The sequence below is a fragment of the Parasphingorhabdus sp. genome, from assembly GCF_039982415.1.
Lineage (GTDB): Bacteria > Pseudomonadota > Alphaproteobacteria > Sphingomonadales > Sphingomonadaceae > Parasphingorhabdus.
In genome coordinates, this window is sequence record NZ_JBDWYL010000011.1 from 240347 (window position 1) to 262690 (window position 22344).

General features: G+C 50.7%; 18 protein-coding genes. 9 read left to right on the forward strand and 9 right to left on the reverse strand.

Features of this window, described 5'->3' with window-relative positions:
• Nucleotides 1–325: 325 nt before the first annotated feature.
• From ABJU74_RS15335 to ABJU74_RS15345, 3 genes are all read right to left on the reverse strand, one after another.
• A complete protein-coding gene (locus ABJU74_RS15335; RefSeq protein WP_348385291.1) occupies nucleotides 326–1786 on the reverse strand; it encodes a hypothetical protein in 1461 nt (486 codons plus the stop codon).
• A 3-nt stretch (nucleotides 1787–1789) separates the two neighbouring features.
• Nucleotides 1790–2848, reverse strand: coding sequence for a ribonucleotide-diphosphate reductase subunit beta (locus tag ABJU74_RS15340; protein ID WP_348385290.1), 1059 nt, complete (start codon nucleotides 2846–2848; stop codon nucleotides 1790–1792).
• A 167-nt stretch (nucleotides 2849–3015) separates the two neighbouring features.
• Nucleotides 3016–5088 (reverse strand): ribonucleoside-diphosphate reductase subunit alpha, encoded by a 2073-nt coding sequence (locus ABJU74_RS15345; protein ID WP_348385289.1) that lies wholly within the window; start codon nucleotides 5086–5088, stop codon nucleotides 3016–3018.
• A 744-nt stretch (nucleotides 5089–5832) separates the two neighbouring features.
• On the opposite strand from ABJU74_RS15345, the gene ABJU74_RS15350 reads away from it, so the two are divergent.
• The 4 genes from ABJU74_RS15350 to ABJU74_RS15365 all read left to right on the forward strand — a co-directional run bounded on the left by ABJU74_RS15350 (nucleotide 5833) and on the right by ABJU74_RS15365 (nucleotide 9895).
• Nucleotides 5833–6867, forward strand: coding sequence for a rod shape-determining protein (locus tag ABJU74_RS15350; protein WP_348385288.1), 1035 nt, complete (start codon nucleotides 5833–5835; stop codon nucleotides 6865–6867).
• A gap of 86 nt (nucleotides 6868–6953) precedes the next feature.
• Nucleotides 6954–8477 carry a fumarate hydratase gene (locus ABJU74_RS15355; protein WP_348385287.1) on the forward strand — a complete coding sequence of 508 codons (1524 nt, stop codon included), beginning with the start codon at nucleotides 6954–6956 and terminating at the stop codon, nucleotides 8475–8477.
• Nucleotides 8478–8489: 12 nt separating this feature from the next.
• The gene (locus tag ABJU74_RS15360; protein WP_348385286.1) at nucleotides 8490–8981 is read left to right on the forward strand and encodes a hypothetical protein; all 492 of its coding nucleotides are present in this window, start codon (nucleotides 8490–8492) and stop codon (nucleotides 8979–8981) included.
• Nucleotides 8978–9895 (forward strand): DMT family transporter, encoded by a 918-nt coding sequence (locus ABJU74_RS15365; protein ID WP_348385285.1) that lies wholly within the window; start codon nucleotides 8978–8980, stop codon nucleotides 9893–9895. The genes ABJU74_RS15360 and ABJU74_RS15365 overlap by 4 nt, the downstream gene beginning before the upstream one ends.
• Here ABJU74_RS15365 and ABJU74_RS15370 read toward each other — a convergent pair.
• Nucleotides 9892–10713, reverse strand: a complete 822-nt coding sequence (locus tag ABJU74_RS15370) for an SDR family NAD(P)-dependent oxidoreductase (RefSeq protein WP_348385284.1) — start codon at nucleotides 10711–10713, stop codon at nucleotides 9892–9894. The genes ABJU74_RS15365 and ABJU74_RS15370 overlap by 4 nt on opposite strands.
• A 157-nt stretch (nucleotides 10714–10870) precedes the next feature.
• Between ABJU74_RS15370 and ABJU74_RS15375 the strand changes: the two genes are divergently transcribed.
• From ABJU74_RS15375 to ABJU74_RS15385, 3 genes are all read left to right on the forward strand, one after another.
• Nucleotides 10871–11083 (forward strand): hypothetical protein, encoded by a 213-nt coding sequence (locus tag ABJU74_RS15375; RefSeq protein WP_348385283.1) that lies wholly within the window; start codon nucleotides 10871–10873, stop codon nucleotides 11081–11083.
• Between the two features lie 179 nt (nucleotides 11084–11262).
• The gene (locus tag ABJU74_RS15380; protein ID WP_348385612.1) at nucleotides 11263–13320 is read left to right on the forward strand and encodes a TonB-dependent receptor; all 2058 of its coding nucleotides are present in this window, start codon (nucleotides 11263–11265) and stop codon (nucleotides 13318–13320) included.
• Nucleotides 13321–13374: 54 nt separating this feature from the next.
• Nucleotides 13375–15183, forward strand: coding sequence for an ABC transporter ATP-binding protein/permease (locus tag ABJU74_RS15385; protein WP_348385282.1), 1809 nt, complete (start codon nucleotides 13375–13377; stop codon nucleotides 15181–15183).
• A 42-nt stretch (nucleotides 15184–15225) separates the two neighbouring features.
• On the opposite strand, the gene ABJU74_RS15390 is transcribed toward ABJU74_RS15385, so the two are convergent.
• The 3 genes from ABJU74_RS15390 to ABJU74_RS15400 form a co-directional block, all read right to left on the reverse strand.
• Nucleotides 15226–16749 (reverse strand): carboxyl transferase domain-containing protein, encoded by a 1524-nt coding sequence (locus ABJU74_RS15390; RefSeq protein ID WP_348385281.1) that lies wholly within the window; start codon nucleotides 16747–16749, stop codon nucleotides 15226–15228.
• 43 nt (nucleotides 16750–16792) lie between these two features.
• Nucleotides 16793–17854, reverse strand: coding sequence for an isoaspartyl peptidase/L-asparaginase (locus ABJU74_RS15395; RefSeq protein ID WP_348385280.1), 1062 nt, complete (start codon nucleotides 17852–17854; stop codon nucleotides 16793–16795).
• 90 nt (nucleotides 17855–17944) lie between these two features.
• Entirely contained in the window at nucleotides 17945–18610 is a 666-nt protein-coding gene (locus ABJU74_RS15400) for an SDR family oxidoreductase (RefSeq protein WP_348385279.1), read from the reverse strand.
• Nucleotides 18611–18724: 114 nt separating this feature from the next.
• On the opposite strand from ABJU74_RS15400, the gene ispG reads away from it, so the two are divergent.
• The gene (ispG, locus tag ABJU74_RS15405; RefSeq protein WP_348385278.1) at nucleotides 18725–19861 is read left to right on the forward strand and encodes a flavodoxin-dependent (E)-4-hydroxy-3-methylbut-2-enyl-diphosphate synthase; all 1137 of its coding nucleotides are present in this window, start codon (nucleotides 18725–18727) and stop codon (nucleotides 19859–19861) included.
• 37 nt (nucleotides 19862–19898) lie between these two features.
• Here ispG and ABJU74_RS15410 read toward each other — a convergent pair whose 3' ends face one another.
• Together ABJU74_RS15410 and ABJU74_RS15415 are read right to left on the reverse strand one after the other, a co-directional pair.
• Nucleotides 19899–20651: a class I SAM-dependent methyltransferase gene (locus tag ABJU74_RS15410; RefSeq protein ID WP_348385277.1), complete on the reverse strand. Its 753-nt coding sequence runs from the start codon at nucleotides 20649–20651 to the stop codon at nucleotides 19899–19901.
• Nucleotides 20652–20757: 106 nt separating this feature from the next.
• Nucleotides 20758–21267 carry an Rrf2 family transcriptional regulator gene (locus tag ABJU74_RS15415; protein WP_348385276.1) on the reverse strand — a complete coding sequence of 170 codons (510 nt, stop codon included), beginning with the start codon at nucleotides 21265–21267 and terminating at the stop codon, nucleotides 20758–20760.
• 142 nt (nucleotides 21268–21409) lie between these two features.
• Here ABJU74_RS15415 and ABJU74_RS15420 point away from each other — a divergent pair, with 142 nt between their 5' ends.
• Nucleotides 21410–22336 carry a hypothetical protein gene (locus tag ABJU74_RS15420; protein ID WP_348385275.1) on the forward strand — a complete coding sequence of 309 codons (927 nt, stop codon included), beginning with the start codon at nucleotides 21410–21412 and terminating at the stop codon, nucleotides 22334–22336.
• Nucleotides 22337–22344 lie beyond the last annotated feature (8 nt).

The following is a 22344-nucleotide window of genomic DNA, read 5'->3' on the forward strand; positions in this document are numbered from 1 at the left end:
GGAGGATAAAATGAAAAACCATAACCAATATAACCCCGACCAATATAACCCCGACCAATATGACGAAGCCCCAAGCTTTCGAGGTCATAAGCAAACGCCGTAAAGGCTTCCCCAGCGAGACGCAGGTCAAACGAGGGCGGCGGTCGATTAAAGGCGGGGCCATAGAGCTCACCGAAAAACTCGGCCGTCGTGATCCCTGTCCCTGCGGCTCGGGGAAGAGATTTCAAACGCTGCTGCCTGCGCTCCGGTCGGTATGATGGAGCGGAGCGGGATGATTATTGGCGGTGATGGGGGTGGTGATGGTTGGTGGACCGATGCCGTGATTCTAACTTATTATTTCTACTATCTTTTGATTTAGAAATTCATCTACGGATGTCCGACGGTTCTGACCGAGCATCTCCAGAACCCTATCTATGTCGTCATCGTCCAGTGGTAGAACCGTGCCTCGTCCGGCATTTGCAGTATTTTTGCATCTTTGGATAAATCGATCTTTGTTCTGCAAATGCCGACAGCAGATTATCCCGAACCAACCCCGCTCATTCGAAAACCTACCAGCAATTTGATCTAACTCCGGATTTGCAATCTCTCGTGTATAATTCTTACATTCTACCGGTACTACATGACTTCTAGTTTGTGCTAAGGATTGAAGTCGATGGAAGACTCCGTGTACCGCCGCGTTGGTATAAAGAATGTCAATTCGTTTCCTACCATCTTCAATTTCAGCCTCCAATTCAGGATAAATGAAGTTCGGATAAAAAATGAACTCAAACAGTCCAATCATAAACCGGTGATAAGTTGTAGCATGCTCGGACCCGCCAGGAATCCTTCGTAGCTCAATTCTTAAAGCCTCAGCGAACGCTCTAGGATCGAAGTTTTCATCAAATTTTTCCAAAATCTCTTCGTCAGACAAAGACCCTGCGCCGCCGGGAAGATTCCGATAAAATTCTTTATAATTGTTCAGAACTTCGGGTGTCGCTTCGGCGAATTGGGCAAGAAAATCTTTTGAAAACTCGTATTTGGCTTTCAAATCCTTCTTGAGTACCTTTCTACGTCCCGAACTTTTTATCGTTTGAACCAGTGATGATCCTCGCCTGATTTCTTCTTTCTCTAAATAATCCAACACAAAATCCGAATAGAACTCTTGGCTATTCAAAGTCATCTGCCGACGTGCGCTATATTTGGGTACGAGAAGCAAAGGCGCATCATCCAGAATTGGGAGGGTGAAATAATCCGATCCCCATTCCCCTCTGGCTGAATTCCAAATACGGGGTACCGCTACTCCCTCTCGCATTGGTATCTTCCATAGCTCACACTGTTTCTGAGTATATTCTATCAATGGCCTTTTTATAATATTGGTAGTAATATCCGAAAGTCCATCAGGGCCGATCCCATCAATAAAGAGGTCAAATTCTCCCAAATCCGTTAGAAGTCCGGTTTGTGCTGCCCGGCTCCGAGACAAAGATGCGTATAGATCAAGAGCTTTGCCACCACTAACTCCTCTCCCACGCCTAGCGCTCTTTCCGTAACCAAGCCCAGTTTCTTTAGGTTCTTTCAGATTAGACAGAACTGCTTTTGCGGCATCCTCGTCGCCACTATGAATCAAATCGACGGATGATTGAAAAAACGAATTGATGTGATCCATGCACAGATCTGACCATACATCGCTTTTGAGCGAAATAGCATATGGATCAACAAAAAGAAGTACGTCGCGTTCGCTATGTATATCAATAAAATCGAGACTGGGCTGTGTTACGCCTAATCGAAAAAATTCTGATACTTTAGGCACTCATCACTCCGCAGCAACCCCTGCCTGCTCGAACATATCTTCGCCATCGTCATCATTATCGGTTTCTTCGATGCCGATAATTTTATTGCCTTTGCGTTGGTCAAAGCTGCTCCACACTTCGTTCCAGTCGCCTTTGGTGGCGCCTTTGCTATATTCCGTCGCGCGGGTTTCGAAGAAGTTGGCATGCTCGACACCGTTGAGCAGCGGCGTTAGCCACGGCAGCGGGTGGTCTTCGATCATGTAAATCGGTTGGAAGCCCAATTGGCCGAGACGCCAGTCCGCAATATAACGAATATAGCGCTTAATCTCTTTGGCGGTCATGCCGGTCACTGGACCATCGCTAAACGCCAGATCGATAAATGCATCTTCCAACCGCACGGTTTTCTGACAGCAGTCGATAATTTCTTCTTTGACATTCTTGGTCAGACAATCGCGTTCCTGCACAAAGGTGTGGAACATTTTGACAATGCCTTCGCAGTGCAGGCTTTCGTCGCGCACGGACCAGGACACAATTTGTCCCATGCCCTTCATCTTGTTGAAGCGCGGGAAGTTCATCAGCATGGCAAAGCTCGCAAACAGCTGCAGGCCTTCGGTAAAGCCGCCAAACATGGCTAGCGTCTTGGCAATATCTTCGTCTGTATCGACGCCGAACGTACCGAGATAATCATGCTTGTCCTTCATCTCCTCATATTCGAGGAACATGCTATATTCACTTTCCGGCATGCCGATCGTGTCGAGCAGGTGCGAATAAGCGGCGATGTGGACGGTTTCCATGTTGGAAAAGGCCGTCAGCATCATCTTGACTTCGGTCGGCTTGAACACCCGGCCATATTTGTCGTGATAGCAATCCTGCACTTCGACGTCGGCTTGGGTGAAGAATCGGAAAATTTGCGTGAGCAGGTTGCGCTCGTGATCGGTCAGCTTCTGCGCCCAGTCGCGGCAATCCTCGCCCAAAGGCACTTCTTCGGGCATCCAGTGAATCTGCTGTTGCCGCTTCCAGAAGTCATAGGCCCATGGATATTCAAAAGGCTTGTAGGTTTTCCGTGCTTCCAAAAGTGACATTTTTTCCGTTACTCCGCTTTCGTACTTTTCATCATATTATCATATGGGCGTACATCATCTGGCCACCATAGGCCACGCATCCTTTACCTTCTGAAGAAAACAGCCCCCTCCTCTAAAGGAGCAAAACAGGAGGGGGCAGTGGGCAAACGCCTAAAATTGGGCGTTTGTTATTGGCAAGCCAAACACTCATCATAGTCGGTTGTTTCCGCCGTCATCAATTCGACCGTTTTCGGATCGAGTGTATTGTCGGCTTCGACACCGCCGGATTTACTGGCATCTTCTTGTCCGGCAAATCCCGCGCGCTGAATGGATTTCGAGCGCAAATAATAGAGCGACTTAATGCCCAATTCCCAAGCACGGAAATGCAACATCAGCAAATCCCATTTATCGACATCCGCCGGGATGAACAGGTTCAGCGATTGCGCCTGATCAATATAAGGCGTGCGGTCCGCAGCCAGTTCAAGCAACCAGCGCTGATCTATTTCGAAGCTGGTTTTATACGCATCTTTTTCTTCCTGACTCAGAAAGTCGAGATGCTGGACGCTACCGCCCTGTTCGAGAATTGAATTCCAAATATTATTGCTGTCTTTGGATTTTTCCTGGAGCAATTTTTCCAGATGCGGGTTCTTGACCACGAAGCTGCCCGACAGTGTTTTATGCGTATAGATATTTGCCGGAATGGGTTCGATACAAGCAGAAGCGCCGCCACAAATGATCGAAATGGACGCGGTGGGCGCAATTGCCATTTTACAAGAGAAGCGCTCCATCACGCCTTGGTCTGCGGCATCAGGGCAAGGACCCCGTTCTTTGGCAAGCATCATGCTCGCTTCGGATGCTTTGGCTGACACATGTTTGAATATTTTCATATTCCATGATTTGGCCAGGGCACTTTCAAAGCCGAGACCACGCGCCTGCAAGAAGCTGTGAAAGCCCATGACGCCTAAACCGACGCTGCGCTCACGACTTGCGCTATATTTCGCGCGAGCCATTTCGTCCGGCGCCCGGTCAATATAATCTTGCAGCACATTATCGAGGAAACGCATAACGTCTTCGATAAATTCTTTGTCGCCGCTCCACTCATCCCATTTTTCGAGATTGAGTGAGGACAGGCAACACACTGCCGTTCTGTCCTCACCCAAATGATCGCGACCCGTCGGCAGTGTAATTTCGGAACACAGATTGGATGTCGAAACTTTGAGACCCAGATCACGGTGATGCTTGGGCATCATCCGGTTTACAGTGTCGTTAAAGATAATATAGGGCTCACCGGTGGCGAGACGCGTCTCTACCAGTTTCTGGAACAGGCTGCGTGCATCGACCGTGCCGCGCACTTCGCCTGTTTTCGGTGATTTCAGATCCATTTCGGTACCATCGCGCACCGCTTCCATAAACTCGTCCGTCAGCAACACGCCGTGGTGCAGGTTGAGAGCTTTTCGGTTAAAGTCACCAGAAGGCTTTCTAATTTCTAGAAATTCTTCAATTTCCGGGTGATCAATATCGAGATAGCAAGCCGCTGAACCGCGACGCAAGGATCCTTGTGAAATGGCCAGGGTCAAGCTGTCCATCACCCGAACAAAAGGAATAATGCCTGATGTCTTGCCATTCAGACCAACCGGTTCGCCAATGCCGCGAACACTGCCCCAATAGGTGCCAATGCCGCCACCTTTGGAAGCGAGCCATACATTTTCATTCCAGGTATTGACGATCCCGCCGAGACTATCGTCGACACTGTTAAGATAACAGGAAATCGGCAGCCCGCGGCCCGTGCCGCCATTGGACAATACCGGTGTCGCTGGCATGAACCAGAGTTTTGAAATATAATCGTAAAGACGCTGTGCATGTTCTTGGTCATCGGCATAAGCATCGGCCACGCGAGAGAAAAGATCCTGGAAGCTTTCATCCGGAAGCAAATAACGGTCCTTCAGGGTTTCCTTGCCAAATTCAGTCAGTAGATCATCGCGCGCATCATCCTGCACAATATTGAACCGGCGCTTCTCGACACTGTGGCTGTCGCGTTCCGCCTTCAGCTCTTTCTCGTCATTCTTTTGCGCCGCAGCCGCTTCCGCTTCTGCTTTCTTACTTATTTCCGGTTCTTTCACTGGTGCTGTTTTGGCAGTGCTTTCATTGGCAGTGCTTTCGGATTTATCTTTAGGCGTATCCAAGACTTCGGCTGCCATTTCACTCTCACTCATATCTTTACCATTATTTCCGGCATCATCCCGGCTATCTCTAAAATCCATTAAAGCCCCCTAATCAAACTACCAATCCATCTCGCGATCAGCTTATACTGACTGACCTTTTTTGGGCGTAATTTCGGGCTCTAATCCCGGACTATATGTTCTTGCATTGTTCGACTCGGAAACACTCCTGCAGCCGAGCCGTCTAGCATAACATTTTTTACGTCCGGACGGGCATTTATTTTTGCCCAAAAACCCGAAAAAACTCCTTGCGATTCAGGCCAAAGGGAGCCGTCCACCGAGTCGGCGTTACAGGCGAGTAATACTATACGTTGGTATGCCCCCTTGGCTTAACCACAACCTATAGTGGCTGAACTGAAATTTTATGCAAGAGGGTAAATGACATTTTAACGACTCTGTTCGTCGTATAAATGAATCGCTTCATCGACGCGTATTTTATGCTGCAATGCAGCGACGCGTGGACCTGCTAAGACTGCAAGAGATAGCAAGAGCTAGGGCGAAATTTTACAAAAAAATTATCCACAACCCATGCACAGGTGTAAATGACTCAATTGTGACACCAGATATGGTGTTGCAATGATTCAAAACCGTATAATATTATTGCGCGATTTATAAGTTCGATCAACTTCCTACCTTCTATTCAATCGCATTGGGTGATTGGATCGCGCCGCCAGCAGATTCGACTGCGCGGATTGAGACAGCATAGGTTCATTCAAGATATTGCACTCACATGCGTTAGTTCCTCCATTCCCTCCATCATCCGTTATCCAAAGATGCTCATCACCTATGCGTAATCTATTCAAACTCCAGTCGCAGGACATCGCAATTGATCTGGGGACCGCCAACACATTAGTCTATCTACGCGACCAGGGCATTGTTCTGAATGAGCCATCGGTGGTGGCGCTGGAAACGAGTGACGGGGTCACAAAGGTCCGCGCCGTTGGGGCCGATGCCAAAATGATGATGGGCAAAACCCCAGCCAATATTAAAGTTATTCGCCCTCTCAAAGACGGGGTCATTGCGGATCTTGATGTTGCAGAACAGATGATCAAACATTTCATTCGTAAAGTGCATGACAGAAAGGCAGGTCTGCTGCGGCGATTTGACATTGCGGTCTGTATTCCATCTGGCTCCACCAATGTACAAAAACGCGCTATTCGTGACGCCGCCTCCAATGCCGGCGGTTCCCGAATCTATTTTATCGAGGAACCAATGGCTGCCGCCATTGGTGCTGGCATCGCTGTGACCGAACCCGTTGGGTCGATGGTTGTCGACATTGGTGGCGGTACAACCGAAGTGGCCATCTTGTCCTTACAAGGCCTCGCATATAGCACTTCCGGACGGATGGGTGGCGACAAGATAGATGATGCAATTGCGTCTCATATTCGGCGCAAACATAATCTAGCAATTGGCGAATCCACGGCAGAACGCATCAAGCATCAAATGGCCAGTGCGGTCAGCCCCATAGATCGCGGCCAAACCATGCACATAAAAGGCCGCGATCTGGTGAGAGGCATGCCGCGCAAAATCATTGTCACCGAAACGGAGATTGCCGATGCCATTGCCGAGCCTGTCGGACAGATAACGGAAAGTGTCCGCAATGCATTGGAAAATTCAGCCCCTGAATTGGCTGCAGATATCGTAGATCAAGGCATTATTCTCACCGGCGGAGGCGCGTTGCTGGGACGCATTGACGACCATATTTCCGACGAAACTGGCCTCGCCGTGACTATAGCCGAAGATCCACTCACCTGTGTTGCCAATGGCGCTGGCCGGGCTTTTGAGGATAAAGACTATAATGGTGTCCTTATCCCTGCCTAATTTCAATCGACACAAAACTTGCCGACGTTCATCATATCCGCCAAAAGGCCCGAGGATCGCATCCTTAGATATATCCCGGAGTCCCGATGACCGTCACGATTAAAACAGCCGACTTGATTGAAAGCGTTGCCGACGCCTTGCAATTTATCTCTTACTATCATCCAATGGATTATATCCGGGCATTGGGCGAGGCCTATGAGGCTGAAAAGTCACCAGCAGCCAAGGATGCTATTGCGCAAATTCTTACAAATTCACGGATGTGCGCCGAAGGCCACCGGCCGATTTGCCAGGATACCGGTATCGTAAATGTCTTCGTTAAATGGGGCATGGATTGCCGACTTGATGAAACATCACAATCGATGCAGGAAATTGTCGACGAAGGTGTACGCCGCGCCTATCTCCATCCGGAAAATAAGCTGCGCGCCTCGATCCTGACCGATCCTGCTTTCACCCGCCGCAACACCAAAGATAATACGCCATCGGTGCTCCATGTCGAAATGGTTCCGGGAGACAAGGTGAGCGTCGACGTTGCTGCCAAAGGCGGCGGATCCGAGAATAAATCCAAATTTAAAATGATGAACCCCAGCGATAATATTGTCGACTGGGTGCTCGACATGGTTCCTCAAATGGGTGCAGGCTGGTGTCCGCCGGGCATGCTGGGCATCGGCATCGGCGGGACCGCAGAACGCGCGGTGTTGCTGGCCAAGCAATCGCTTATGGATCCGATTGATATGGGGCAACTCAAGCGACGTGGTCCCCGCAATGATATTGAAGAACTGCGCATCACCATTTTCGATAAGGTCAACGCGCTCGGCATTGGTGCGCAGGGTTTGGGTGGACTTTCGACCATTCTCGATGTTAAGATTAACGACTGGCCCTGCCATGCTGCGGGCAAACCGGTGGCGATGATCCCCAATTGTGCAGCGACCCGCCACGCGCATTTCACGCTGGATGGCAGCGGCCCAGCCTATCTCGAAGCACCGAAGCTTGATGAATGGCCGAACGTCAACTGGACGCCATCGTCAGAAGCAAAGCGCGTTCAACTCGATCAACTTGATGAAGCGGAGGTGGCCAGCTGGAAACATGGCGACCGCTTGCTGCTCAATGGCAAGATGCTCACCGGCCGCGATGCAGCGCATAAACGGATTAAGGATATGCTCGACAAGGGTGAAGAGCTCCCTGTCGAATTTAAAGGCCGCGTCATCTATTATGTCGGCCCAGTGGATCCGGTCGGCGAAGAAGTAGTCGGTCCCGCGGGGCCCACTACCGCGACGCGGATGGATAAGTTCACCGATATGATGCTGGAACAGGGCCTTCTGGCAATGGTTGGCAAAGCGGAACGCGGCCTCGATACCGTCGGTTCGATCAAGAAACATAAAAGCGCCTATTTGATGGCCGTAGGCGGCAGCGCCTATCTGGTCAGCCGCGCGATCAAAGGTTCCAAAGTCGTCGGTTTTGAAGATCTCGGCATGGAAGCGATTTACGAATTTGAGGTACAGGACATGCCCGTTACGGTCGCTGTCGATGCCGAGGGTCAAAGCGTCCATCATCTCGCGCCTTTGGTTTGGCAAGAGAAAATCAAGAAAGAAGGATTGCTGGAAGGGGTTTGATCGCCGTTCTCCATGAACGAAGAGATAAAACTCTATTCGCCGATAAAGCCAATTCCGCTCGCCAAAAAGCTGAAAGCGGAGATGAAGAAGCGAAAGAAGCGCAAGGGCTATCATGTCTTTGGCAACGGGACTGAACGCAAAATGTTTCTAACCTATCGACGCCCCGGACTGAAAGTCGGCGCGGAACCGATTTTAAAGGCGAAAATGCATGAGCATGAAGGCGGTACTTTGATCGAAGGAACAATCGGTCAGGGCAAGGCCATGCCGTTCTTCCTGTTCTGGAATGGGTTTGTTGGTTTATTCTTCCTGTTTTCGCTGGCTTTGTGGCTGGTTGATGACGTGCCGTTGTTTTTCAATCTCATCTTCTCTGGAATACCGGCAATCATGCTCATCTTTGGTCTCACCTTCGCTTATCGAACCCGCAATGATCCGCCGGAAGATCCCGGCACGCCGCAGAAGATCCTGGATTTTCTCGCCAAGACCGTAGACGCGCGGCCTCTTTGAGCTTCCCGATCTGGATACCCGCCGCCTTGCTGGCTGCTTTGTTTCTCGCCTGGCGTATGGCGGTACAGCAGCGCATTCGTGCGGAAATGTCGGTCAATGCAGCAGCGCTGTCGCGCTTCTTTTTTGGCTGGCCAATCGCTTGTGCCATGCTGGCCAGCTATATGGCCGCAACCGATCGCAGCGCCCTGCCCGTTCTAGACACATCCTTTTGGTGGTTCGCATGGGCCGCAGGCTTTGCACAAATGCTTGCGACAAACCTGATCATCATGTCCTTTGGCTTTCGCAATCTCGTCAGCGGTACCGCCTATATGAAGGTCGAAACACTTATCGTTGCCTTTCTCGGTTGGTCGATCCTGGGCGAGACGCTAGCGCCGCTGGCATGGCTAGGCATTGCAATAGCCTTTCTCGGTATCTTGTCTGTATCTGTCGATGGGGGTGCCCGCGGATTGTGGGAATGGCTGCGCGGCTTGAGTCAACCTGCGGCGCTGACGGGTTTAAGCGCCGGGTTTCTTTTTGCACTGACCGCGATCTTTATCAAACAATCCGCCAATGCTATTGACGATGTCGAGCGCACCTATGCTGGCTTGATCGTTCTCACTGCCGTGCTTGGTTTTCAGGCGCTGATGCAGGGTATTTATGTGCTCTTGCGCGAACCAGATCAATTTGTTGCAATGTTGAAGCGCTGGCGGATAACCGCCCAAGTCGGCATCCTCGCCGCCACCGCATCTGCAGGTTGGTTCATAGCTTACGCCCATGCACCGGTCGCGCTGGTCGGTATCGTCGGCCAGACCCAGATCTTATACACGCTTGGGTTCGGACGCTTTTACTTGAAAGAACCGTTGAGCGGGCATGAGCTTTCTGGAATCATTCTGGTCGGAATAGGCGTGATTATGGCGTTGGCTTCAGCTCTTTAACTGTTACCGCGCGCGGCGCGCATCCGTTCAAACCACAATTGCACATCCATTTGATCATCGCCTTCCTGACGCGGCGCGTATTTTTCAAACGCGGCATAAACCTCTGCCCAACGCTCCTGCATCCGCACAACATTATAGGGGTGGCTAACCAGATAATATTCATCGGCCTGCATCTGTTTGAATATCAGCGCTGCAAAATCATCCGTGTCCATAGCTTCACCCGCCTGGAAATCCGACAATTCGGATTTCACCCAGCCAGGAATAATCACCCCTAATTTTATCGTATCTGGAACTTCCCGGCGGAGGACATCCATCAATCCCAACAGGGCATGCTTTCCAGATACATAAGCGCCACCGGTTTTGGGCAAGGCATTGAACAAACTATTTTCTGAAGCCGTTGTGTAAATAGCCGATGCGCCGCCATCTTCACGAAACCGCTTTGCAAAAGTTGATATCCCGTTCCAGACGCCCCAGAAATTGACTTCGTAAAGGCGGCGCGCTTCATCCATATCCATATCGATGACCGAGGCGCGCCCACCTCCAATGCCAGCATTGTTCACCAAAATGTCCGCGCGCCCATTTTCTGTCCAAGCAAAATCAGCCAGCGCTTCGACATCGCCAAGCTGCGCCACATCACCGGCAAGATATTTGGCATCAATAGCCATTTCGGTCAGTATCTCCGCGGCTTCTTGCAGCCGGTTTTCACGTGGTTCAAATAATATGACTCGGGCGCCAGCTAGACCCATTTGTTTTGCCAGCGCAAATCCAATACCAGTTGCTCCGCCCGTAATAACTGCTGTCTTGCCGTTAAAATCCATCTCATTCTCCCCATGCCGTTACTGTCACATCAAAACCATATTCAGCAAAATATCGCTCACAGTCACTGACAATCACGCCTAACATCTCTATATGAATTACATGTATATTTTCATCATCTTTGTCTGCGGCGTCGCAAATTTTGCTATGCATAAAGCAATGATGGAAAGTAATCACCCGCTGATCACCGAGGCACGGGGCAGTTTTTCCAGATTGCTTGGGCCATATGGCAGCTATATATTGGAATTTCTGATGCTGGCGGCTGCACTAATCTTTGCTAATATGGGAATGTTATCTGCAGTAATATTCTACGGTGTCTATACTTTGGCCAATGGTGCTGGCGCTTATGTTCTCTTTTCAAACAAACATTAAAACAGAGTGACTTATATTTTACTGGAAGATAAAATATTATCCGGAAAGTTGTTGATCCGACTACAACCGTAGTTTGTCGAAAGACAGTATCTCCTGAAACCAACCAATCATAGCAGACGAGCAAGACCAGAACGACAATATTTCGCATCACTGCGTTAGAGGGGAATAACTTGATCAGAATGAAGGCCGCGTCGGCAGGATTTGTTGCTTGTTCTATATTGGGGCTCTGCGTTGCTCCGTCTCCGTCTTGGGCACAAGCACAAGAAACCGCTAACCTCTCTCTTGAACCACGGATCGAGAATAACCGTCAAATTTATGATGCGGCACAATTTGGCCGTTTCAACCCCCGCACGGCATTGGATATTGTCCAGCAAGTACCTGGTTTTATAATAGATACCGGCGATGACAGCGCGCGCGGACTGGGCCAAGCTGATGAAAATGTTTTGATCAATGGTGCCCGAATTGCCGGCAAGAATAATGATGCGTTCACCGTTTTGGGACGGATTTCGGCTGCCAATGTCATCCGCGTTGAAATTGTTGATGGGGCTACGCTGAGCATTTCTGGACTGTCCGGGCAGGTGCTTAACCTCATAACCAGGACCGATGATTCCGCCGGCCTTTCCGGAAATTTTGAATGGCGTCCACAATGGCGCCGGGCTGGCGATAACTGGCTTGCTGGAGAAATATCAATTAGCGGCAAGTTGGGCAAAGGTAACTTCACTTTGGCGTTCGAAAATGACGCTTTTCGCGCTGGAGCACAGGGGCCTGAACTGATCACCAACGGTTCCGGCGCCTTGCTTTTTGAGCGTGATGAAATTGCTCGGCGGCGGGGAGATTCGCCAACGATAAACGCTTCGTATAGCCGCACCAGCGAGGCAGGATCGGTGTTCAATGCGACAGCAGAATATGGCCGCAATCATTTTCGGCAGCGCGTGGATACGCAGCGTACCCAAGTTGGCGAGTCCGATATCGTTGAGCTGTTTACCGCGTCTGAGCGCGAATGGAATGCAGAATTCAGCGCGGACTATGAATTTGATTTGGCCGGGGGCCGATTGAAGCTGATCGGATTACAAAGATTAGAACATAGCCCCACGGAGGATTTTTTCAGTCGCACATTCACCGATGGCATCACGCCGCCATTGACCAATGCGTTCAACCGCACCGTTGATGAAGGGGAATCGGTATTGCGCGCCGAATATGGTTGGAAAACCGCCGGAGGAACCGACTGGGGGCTAAGTTTGGAAGGCGCTTATAATTTCCTTGAATCCGAAGCCGATCGCACCGGAGCGGATCTGGACAATAGCAATACCCGCGTTGAAGAAAAAAGGGCTGAATTTATAACAACCTATGGCCGCCCCCTTGCAAGCAACCTAACGCTCCAAGCAACTTTGGGCGGAGAATATAGCGAAATCAGCCAAAGCGATTTACGGCGTTCCTTCGTCCGCCCTAAAGGCTCAGTGGCGCTCGCCTGGAAACCTGCCGATGATCTTGATCTGAGTTTCAAATTATCGCGAGAAGTAGATCAGCTGGACTTTTTCGATTTCATTGCCTCAGTGGAGGTTTCCAATGACGTGGTCAATGCCGGCAATCCCGATCTCGTCCCGCCCCAAAAATGGCGTGCGGAGTTGGAGGCAACCAAGCAACTAGGCCGGTTTGGGTCAGCAACGGTTCGGCTTTTTGGTGAAAAAATCAGTGATATTGTAGATACAGTTCCGATTACCGACACCTCCGAAGCCCGAGGCAATCTTGATAGTGCCGACCGATATGGAATCGAACTGGTTTCTTCGCTTTTGCTCGATCCATTGGGATGGCGCGGTGCCAAAATAGATATTGAAGCCGAAGCCGTAAATAGCAGCTTACGCGATCCTTTGACGGGCGTGAATCGTCGCATTGGGCAAGATGATCGCTACAGTTATGAGATAAGTCTACGCCACGATATCCCGCAATCCGATTGGGCTTGGGGTGCAGGCATCGAGAATTTTGATGATGTCGGAAATATCCGCCTCGATCAAATTGCCGACTTTGATACGCTTGCTCCCTTTTCTTGGATTTTCATCGAGCACAAAGATGTTCTGGGCCTAACGGTTAACGCCAATCTAGGAAATTTGTTCAATCGGCGCGATCGCTTTGTGCGGACGGTTTTTGTCGATCGCCGCGATGGTCCGATTGATTTTGTGGAAAATCGCGAACGCAAATTTGGATTGATTTATAGGTTGACCATAAGCGGGAGTTTCTGAGCCCCCACGCGGCCTTGCATGGACAAGTGACGATCGCATCCCTACATCCGGTGCATGCCGCCTGATTACAGTACAAAGGGTCAAGCCGACCCGCCAATTATCCCGACGCTGAAGCGTTTCCTGCCCTATTTGTGGCCGCAGGACCAACCTGCTTTGCGTATTCGGATCATAATTGCCGGCTTTCTGGTCCTTTGCGCAAAGGCAGCAATCTTGTCGATGCCTTTTGCCTACAAGGCGGTCGTCGATGGTATGACAGCGGGCAGCGAAGCTGCGCTGACTGTGCTGCTCGCGCTCGTAGCCGCTTACGGGCTTGCGCGCTTTGGTCAGGTGCTTTTCGACAATATGCGCAATATCGTTTTTGAGAAAGTCGGTCAGGAAGCCGCCCGGCGTCTGGCAATCAATGTTTTCAGCCATTTGCACCAACTCTCGCTGCGTTTTCATTTGGGCCGGCGGACAGGCGAAATAACCAAAGTCATCGAACGCGGTACAAAAAGCATCGACATCATGCTTTATTTTCTGCTGTTTAACATCGCACCAACTTTGATCGAACTGATCGCAGTCTTGGTTATTTTTCAGGTAAAATTTGGATTTGGACTGGTTGCAGCGACTTTGGCAATGGTTGCGGTTTACATCATCTTCACCCGTAAAGTTACCGATTGGCGTAATGCGTTGCGCGCCGAAATGAACGATATGGATACCCGTGCAATTGGACGCTCTGTCGACGCATTGCTAAATTATGAGACAGTGAAATATTTCACAGCCGAAGCGCGCGAAAGTCAGCGTTATAATCGCGCCATGCAAGATTGGGCCAATGCTGCGGTCAAGTCGGAAAACTCACTCGGCATGCTCAATATTGGCCAGTCCATCATCACTAATTTCACAATGTTCGGGGCAATGAGCTATAGCGTTTATGGGTGGACTCAGGGACAATTGACGGTCGGTGATCTGGTGCTGGTCAATGGTTTGCTTATGCAGCTATTTCGCCCTCTGGATCTACTCGGTATGGTATATCGCACAATACGCCAAGGCCTGGTTGATATGGATGCAATGTTTCGACTAATCGACACTGAGCCCGAAATTATCGACAAATCCAATGCGCAAAATATCCATGTTGAAGGCGGGCAAGTGACTTTTGAAAATGTTGCATTTTCTTACGAGGAAGACCGCGCGATATTGCACACGCTGAGCTTTGATGTCCCTCCTGATGCCACGCTCGCCATCGTTGGACCTTCCGGTGCTGGTAAATCCACACTCGCGCGATTGCTCTTTCGATTTTATGATCCGCAATCTGGGCGGATATTGATTGATGGACAAGATATTTCCGCCGTCACTCAGAATAGTTTGCGGGGCGCTATTGGCATCGTCCCCCAAGACAGCGTTTTGTTTAACGACACTATTGGATATAATATCGGCTATGGCCGTGAAGGCGCCACCCAAGCAGATATTGAAGAAGCAGCGCGCGGCGCAGCGTTGGATGAGTTTATCGCCAAACTGCCTGATGGCTATGATACCCAGGTTGGCGAGCGCGGCTTAAAACTATCTGGCGGAGAAAAGCAACGCGTCGCCATTGCGCGGACCTTGTTGAAAAACCCGCCCGTGCTCATCCTGGACGAAGCCACATCGGCGCTCGACAGCCGCACCGAAGATGAAATTCAAGCCACGCTGGCCAAAATTTCAGAGCGGCGAACCACATTGATTATCGCTCATCGCCTTTCCACTATAACGCATGCGGACGAAATTATCGTTCTTCATGAGGGCCGGATTGCGGAACGCGGAAATCATCGCACCCTACTCACCCAAAAAGGCCTTTATGCTGATATGTGGCAACGGCAGGCAGAAGACAGGCAACTGGAACAAGTTTAATCAGGTCAATCACATGGAATGTAGACGGCCTACGGCTCCGCGCTATTCTGCTTCGAGATTACGCCAAGCCAGATCGGCAAATTCACAGAGCAACGGCCTTGTGTCGCGCGGATCAATAATGTCCTCCACGCTAAAATGCTCAGCGGTTCTAAACGGTGACGTGACAAGATTGAGTTTCGCTTTGATTTCTTCCAGCCGAGCCGCTGGATCGGCCGCCGCTTCAATATCGGCTTTATAGGCCACTTCCAATCCACCAGCGATCGGCAAGGATCCCCAATCACCGCTTGGCCAAGCAAATCGATATTGAAAATTTTCAGCATTGGACATCGCGCTACCGGCTATTCCATAAGCCCGTCTGACAATGATGCTAGCCCAAGGCACGGTTGCTTTATACACCGCGTTCATCGCTTGCACTCCGTAGCGGATGGTCCCAGTCCGTTCCGCATCTTCGCCGATCATGAAACCAGGATTATCAACCAAATGCACGACTGGAAGACGGAATTGATCGGCAAGCTTTGCAAAACGCTCAACTTTCTCTGACGATTTGGCATCCCAGCTGCCGCCGAGAAAACTAGGATCATTGGCCAATACAGCCACCGGATATCCATCTAGCCTGGCAAAGGCAGTAATCGCTGCTCGCCCCCACCGTTTGCCCATTTCGAACACCGAGGATTTATCAAATACGGAGTCCATAATCTTGCGCATAGAGTAGACTTGCTTGTCACCGCGCGGAACAGCCGATAGCAAATCTTGATCCCGTCGGTTGACCGGATCACCGGAAATTTTCCGCTCTGCGCGCTGATTGATATTGCTGGGAAGATAAGACAGGAACTTGCGTGCGGTAACAAAAGCCTCAGCTTCGCTGGAAACTTCTTCATCAACCACGCCATTGCGCGCATGGATTTCACTTCCACCGAGCTCCTCTTTCGTCAATGTGTCGCCAATGGCTGCTGCGACAGCAGGACCTGCGGCAAAAATTTGCGATAGTCCGCGAACCATGATCGAGTAATGGCTGGCTACGGTCCGCGCTGCGCCCATACCGGCAGTTGGTCCCAGCGCGAGCGCGACGACAGGCACAGTTTCCTGATTTTTGATGATATCTTCCCATCCGGGCACAGCAGGCACATAGGTGAACCCCATATCTTCAAGGCTTTTGACGGAACCGCCGCCGCCTGTCCCATCAATCATCCGGATCATCGGGATACCGAGCGTATGAGCCATTTTTTCGCATTGCGTGAATTTGCGGTGCAACGCTGCATCCGCAGCACCACCGCGAACGGTAAAATCATCCGCGCTAGCAACGACCGGACGTCCTTCGATATTAGCGCGGCCGAAAATCAAATTGCTCGGAGAAAAATCTTCAAATTCCGCTTGTTCACTATAGGTCCCGCGACCGGCAATCTTTCCAATTTCCCGAAAAGACCCTTCGTCAACAATCCCAGCGATCCGCGCCCGGGCATCAAGCTTGCCTCGTCCGTGCTGGCGGGACAGTTTTTCTGAACCTCCCATTTTTTCAGCAAGTCTTTGCCGCTCGTGCAGCTCTTCAATTTCCGGTTTCCATGTCATTATGCGGGTTTAACCATCTGATTAAGTAAGGGGAAGCCGGAATCTAGTCCTCGTCACCGTAAATGGCGACGCTTTGCGCTTCGGCGCTGGTGGCACGCCCCCGGTACATACCCGGCGTATTAAAGCTATAGCCAGCTTGCCCCCAAGGTGTTGCAAAGATAATTCCGCCAGTGCCGCCCAAAACGCCAAGTTCCGCAATGACATCATCGGCAATTTTTTGTACGATGCTTGGTTGCAAAGGCCCCTCACCCTCCTGACCATCTTGAGATGGAGCACGGTCCTTTTCTTTCAATTTGATCCGCGTGCAAATTTCGTGCGCTACGCCTAAGCGGATAAAATATTCGCCCGCCCCTGTCGCTGAAATCGCGCAACTACGATTATCGGCATAGGTGCCGGCCCCGATCACTGGGCTGTCACCGATACGTCCCCAGCGTTTGCCGGTCATACCACCGGTACTGGTTCCCGCCGCCATATTGCCATTTTGATCCATCGCAACCGCCCCGACTGTTCCAAGTTTATAGTCAACATCTGCAGCACTGACCTGTTTGGATAGCACATTTTCAATCTGACGGAGGCGGCGTGGGGTGGCATAATAATCTGGCGTCACTTGCTCCATCCCCTGTTCTCGGCTGAATTGGTCAGCGCCATTTCCCGACAACATGACGTGCGGACTTTTATCTTTTACCGCACGCGCCAAAAGAATTGGGTTTTTTGTGGCTGTTACTCCGGCCACCGCTCCTGCGGATAAATCGCTGCCATCCATGATGCTGCTATCCAGTTCATTGGTCTTATCCCAAGTGAATACCGCGCCCTTTCCCGCATTGAAATTCGGATCATCTTCTAGCATTATGATGGTTGCAGTTATGGCATCCATTGCGCTACCGCCTGCCTTCAAAATTTCCGTCCCCCGTGTCAGCGCGGCATTTAGAGCTGCCCGGATTTCCTTATCTTTTTCAGGTGTAATGCGACTGCGTTCAATCGTCCCAGCACCACCGTGAATAGCGATGGACCAACGCGCAGACTGATCTGTTTGCGCCATGGCCGGGATAGCGGCCGGCAAGCTGGCAAGTGCAACGGCTAAAGCGATGAGGATTGATTTTAGCATGGCAAAGCTCCTTTTGCTCGAGCTTAGCACCAATTATCAGGCCCGCAACCATTGTCATGCAACCTGTCTGTGGTTGATTTTAATCGATATTCACCAAGGGATCTCGCGCCCACTATAATCATGAAAACTACCAGTCTGGGCATGATCCAAGCTATCGATAATCGCTCGCATACCGCTGGCACTTTGTTGCGGTGTCAGATCGGCATGGGGCCCACCCATATCGGTTTGCACCCAGCCGGGATGCATCATAGTCAATGTCAATTGTTCGTCTTTCCATTGGTTAGCCAAGCTTTTCCAAGCCTGGTTTACCGCCGCTTTGCTGCTACGGTAATACATCATCTCGCCGGTTTCATTTTCCGCTATGCTGCCTACCTGACTGGAGATAACAACCATTTTCTTGTGATCTGATCGCGCAACATTATTCTTCAATCCATTTGCCAGTTTCACCGGCGCTATGACATTGATGTTCATCAATTCCAGCCAAGCATCGCCGTCCAATTGTTGCGGGCCGAAAATTCCGGCATTATTAATGAACAGATCAACAGGTTGATCACCGAGATCAGACTGAAAACGCGCGATGCTATCATCCTTGGCAACATCCAATTGCAGGATCTCTATATTGTCAATGGCATGGAGCTGCTCGGCATTTTCTGGCTGCCGAGCCGTACCCATAACCCGCCAGCCAGCTGCGGCATATTCCCGCGCCAACTCCAATCCAATCCCCCGATTGGCTCCTGTAATCAAAAGATTTGGCATATTCGTTTTCTCCATATTAGGGTTTTTCGTGGCCAAAAGAAAATCGCCCCTCGCACCAGCGTTCGGAAATGGTTATATACCATGAAACAAACAATAGTGTGACAGGTTCCCATCATGACAGCCGATAATCCTTCTTTGCGTCCGTGGCGCGACATTGAGCGCCGCAAAAGCCGTCAGATCATGGTTGGCGACGTTGCTGTCGGCGGCGATGCGCCGATTACGGTTCAAACGATGACCAACACACTCACAAGCGATGCAAAAGCCACTATTGATCAAATTCGTCGCTGTGAAGAGGCCGGGGTCGACATAATCCGCGTCTCTTGCCCTGATGTTGAGAGCACTTCTGCATTGAAACAGATTGTCCGCGCCAGCCGTGTGCCAATTGTTGCTGACATTCATTTTCATTATAAACGCGGCATTGAAGCGGCCGATGCGGGCGCCGCATGTCTCCGAATTAATCCCGGCAATATTGGCAATGCTGATCGGGTCAAGGAAGTGGTCGATGCGGCCAAGACCAATGGCTGTGCCATTCGCATCGGCGTCAATGCCGGCAGTCTTGAAAAGGACCTGCTCGAAAAATATGGTGAGCCTTGTCCCGAAGCCTTGGTCGAAAGCGCGCTCGACCATATCAAATTGCTCCAAGATCATGATTTCCATGACTATAAAGTAGCGGTTAAAGCCTCCGATGTTTTCCTTGCCGTTGCTGCTTATTCCCAACTCGCTGATGCCGTGGACTGTCCGCTGCATCTGGGCATTACCGAAGCGGGCGGCCTGATCGGGGGGACGGTGAAAAGTTCGATTGGAATGGGAAATCTACTTTGGGCTGGCATTGGCGACACGATCCGCGTCAGCCTGTCTGCTGAGCCAGAAGAAGAAGTTCGCGTCGGTTATGAGATGCTGAAGGCGCTGGGTCTTCGTACCCGCGGCGTCCGTGTCGTGAGTTGCCCCAGTTGTGCGCGGCAGGGTTTTGATGTTATTCGGACGGTGCAAACTTTGGAAGAACGTCTCCAGCATATTCGCACACCGCTTTCGCTTTCCGTCCTCGGCTGTGTTGTTAACGGACCCGGCGAAGCGCGCGAGACTGATATTGGTATAACCGGCGGCGGCGCAGGCAAACATATGGTGTACCTGTCCGGGGTGACCGACCATCATGTTGCCGACGGAGAAATGGTCGATCATATTGTCAAACTGGTCGAAGACAAAGCGGCTGAGATTGAAGCGACGACGGAACAAGTCGAAGCGGCAGAATAGAGGGTTTATCCCTTATATTCTTGTACGTTATCAGAGATTAATGCGATCTTGTCCCACTGATGAGATAAGCCATATCCCAGCCAATCGGACTGGCTTGCAAACGCTCCTCGGCAAGACGATCTGCTAGTGTATCGGGCTGCATCGTTTCCCGATCTGCAACTCCGACCTCGACCACGCGTTCCACCAGGAAATTGGCGAGATCTTCAATTCCCTGTCCGGACGCGGAGCCTAGCATAATCGCTTCGGCTCTATAATGATCAACTTCCAGTTTCGTTTTTTCAAAAACCCTTGGAAGATCAAGGCCCATAGTGGTCGTTCCTCCCTCCGCTTTAATCATACGCCACAACCAATCATGCGCCTGCCCATGTTGCGGTATAGGATGCGCGGAAAATGGCGTGCCCATCGGACTATGTTCCTGAAAGATCATCATCCCACCCGGCTTAAGGAAGTTCACCAGTCGCCGTACTGTTTCAACCGCGTCTGGTAAGTACATTAATATCCGACGACCGGTAATGGCGTCGAATGGCTCCCAGTCCGGAAGGTTTTCAGAAAGATCAACATTTTCGTAGTTGATGTCGGCTTGCTCTGGTTCTGCTGGCTGATTCTTGGCCTCCGCAAGTCGCTCTTCATTGCTGTCGACCCCAGTAAGAGACCCATTCGTCCCAACCATTCCAGCCAATTCACGAGTTAACAAACCAGTCGCGCAGCCGATGTCAAGGACCCGCATACCCGGTTGCAATCCAACGTCGTGTAAGAACCGTGATGTCGGGGCATTGCTTGGATTTATCATAGCTACCTTTCTCATTTTATTGTTATGTTATATCATAACAAATATTATTGGCGCTTCAAATATTATTTGCGGTCCATCCAAGAAATGGCCCAATCGATATAATTCGTTACATGCTTTTCTCACTCAGAGGTTCGGCCTCTGCAGTCAGCCAACCAACAATATCCAAAAGATGCTCCGGCTGAGAATCATTGACAAGCTGTCCGGCCAGATCGGCCAAAGACACAGCTGCCAAGCTATTTCGGAACGCTTGCTCCGCAGACGCGAAAGCAGAGGCGATTTGACAGGGCCGTTTGCAGTCTTGGGATTTCAAGCCACAGGGACCATTTTGACGAATTTCAGTGCACCGGAAGGCTGGGCCATTTCCATCAACCGCGGCGGTAATATCCCATAGTGAAATCTCATCCGCCGGTTTGGCGAGACGGTATCCTCCATGGGCGCCGCGTGAGGTTTTCGTAATGCCTGCCTTACTCAACGCCTGCAACTGCTTAGCCATATAGGGAGCAGGAACGCCGTGATAGCGGGCCAAAGCTTCCGCTTTCAGGCCACGGCCAGCGGGAAGGCCATTGAGTAATGCGGCCGCATGCGCCGCCCATTCAACGCCTTTAGAAATTTGCATAGTCTACCTGTCTGCTTACCATATTCCGATATCTCATATCCGAATAGCATAGGAGCAACAATTTTTCGAAGCCTGATTGACAATATTTTTATTTCGGATATCAATTGTCTGAATAATGATAAGAGCGACTGGGGAATTTGTGATGCAAACTGGAAAACCCGACATTCTCGATAGAATGGCGCAAATAGTTGTCGGAATTGTCGGAATCTTCGCGCTGATATTTGGTCTTTTCATGATCATTAGTCCGCTGGAATGGTATACCGCTATTCCCACCGTCATCACCACCGGTCCGCCCAACAAACATTTTATTCGAGATATTGGCATCGCCTATGTAAGTTGCGGCATAATATTGCTTTATGCATCTGCCAATATTCATATGCGCTGGATGGCGGCTTTGGCTGGGGGATTATGGCTGTCTTTGCATGGCATTCTCCACATCTATGAAGTATCAGTCGGGGTTTGTTCGCCAGCCGTTTTTGTTGCCGATGCCCCGGGCGTATTGGGGCCGCCAGTGCTCGTGTTAATCGCTGTAGCCAGTCTATTCGTTCGCCAACGGATCGTGCCTGCGGGCATACCCGATCGCTTGTTTTTGACCGCGGTTGACCGAATGTCACCGGACGAAAGCGCCTATCTGCATGAAATTTCCGGTGCGCCCGGCAATATGCTTGAGAAATTCAAGCATTTCATGCCCGCCAGCAATCACCGGTATGAGGCAAGCGCAGAGCTATTATCTGCTACGCGCATTGGCGCCGTTTTGATCGAAGATTGCGGACCCTGTGCCATTACCGCCGCACAAGGCGCATTGGCGGAAGGATTATCACGGGATGAAGTCAACGCCATGTTAGCAGGTAAATTGACGGGAAGTACCGAATTGGCATTTGAGTTCGGGCAGGCCATTGCGCAGCAATCTGAGGAGGCCGATGCATTGGGGATCCGCATTGAACAACAATTCGGACGACCGGTCCGGCGAGAGCTTGCCATGGCGGCCGCGATGGTGAGAGCCTATCCGGCCATGAAGCGTGGTCTTGGCCTTACAACTGCTTGCTCCCTTACACCGCTGCGAGTTTGATTGCCCTC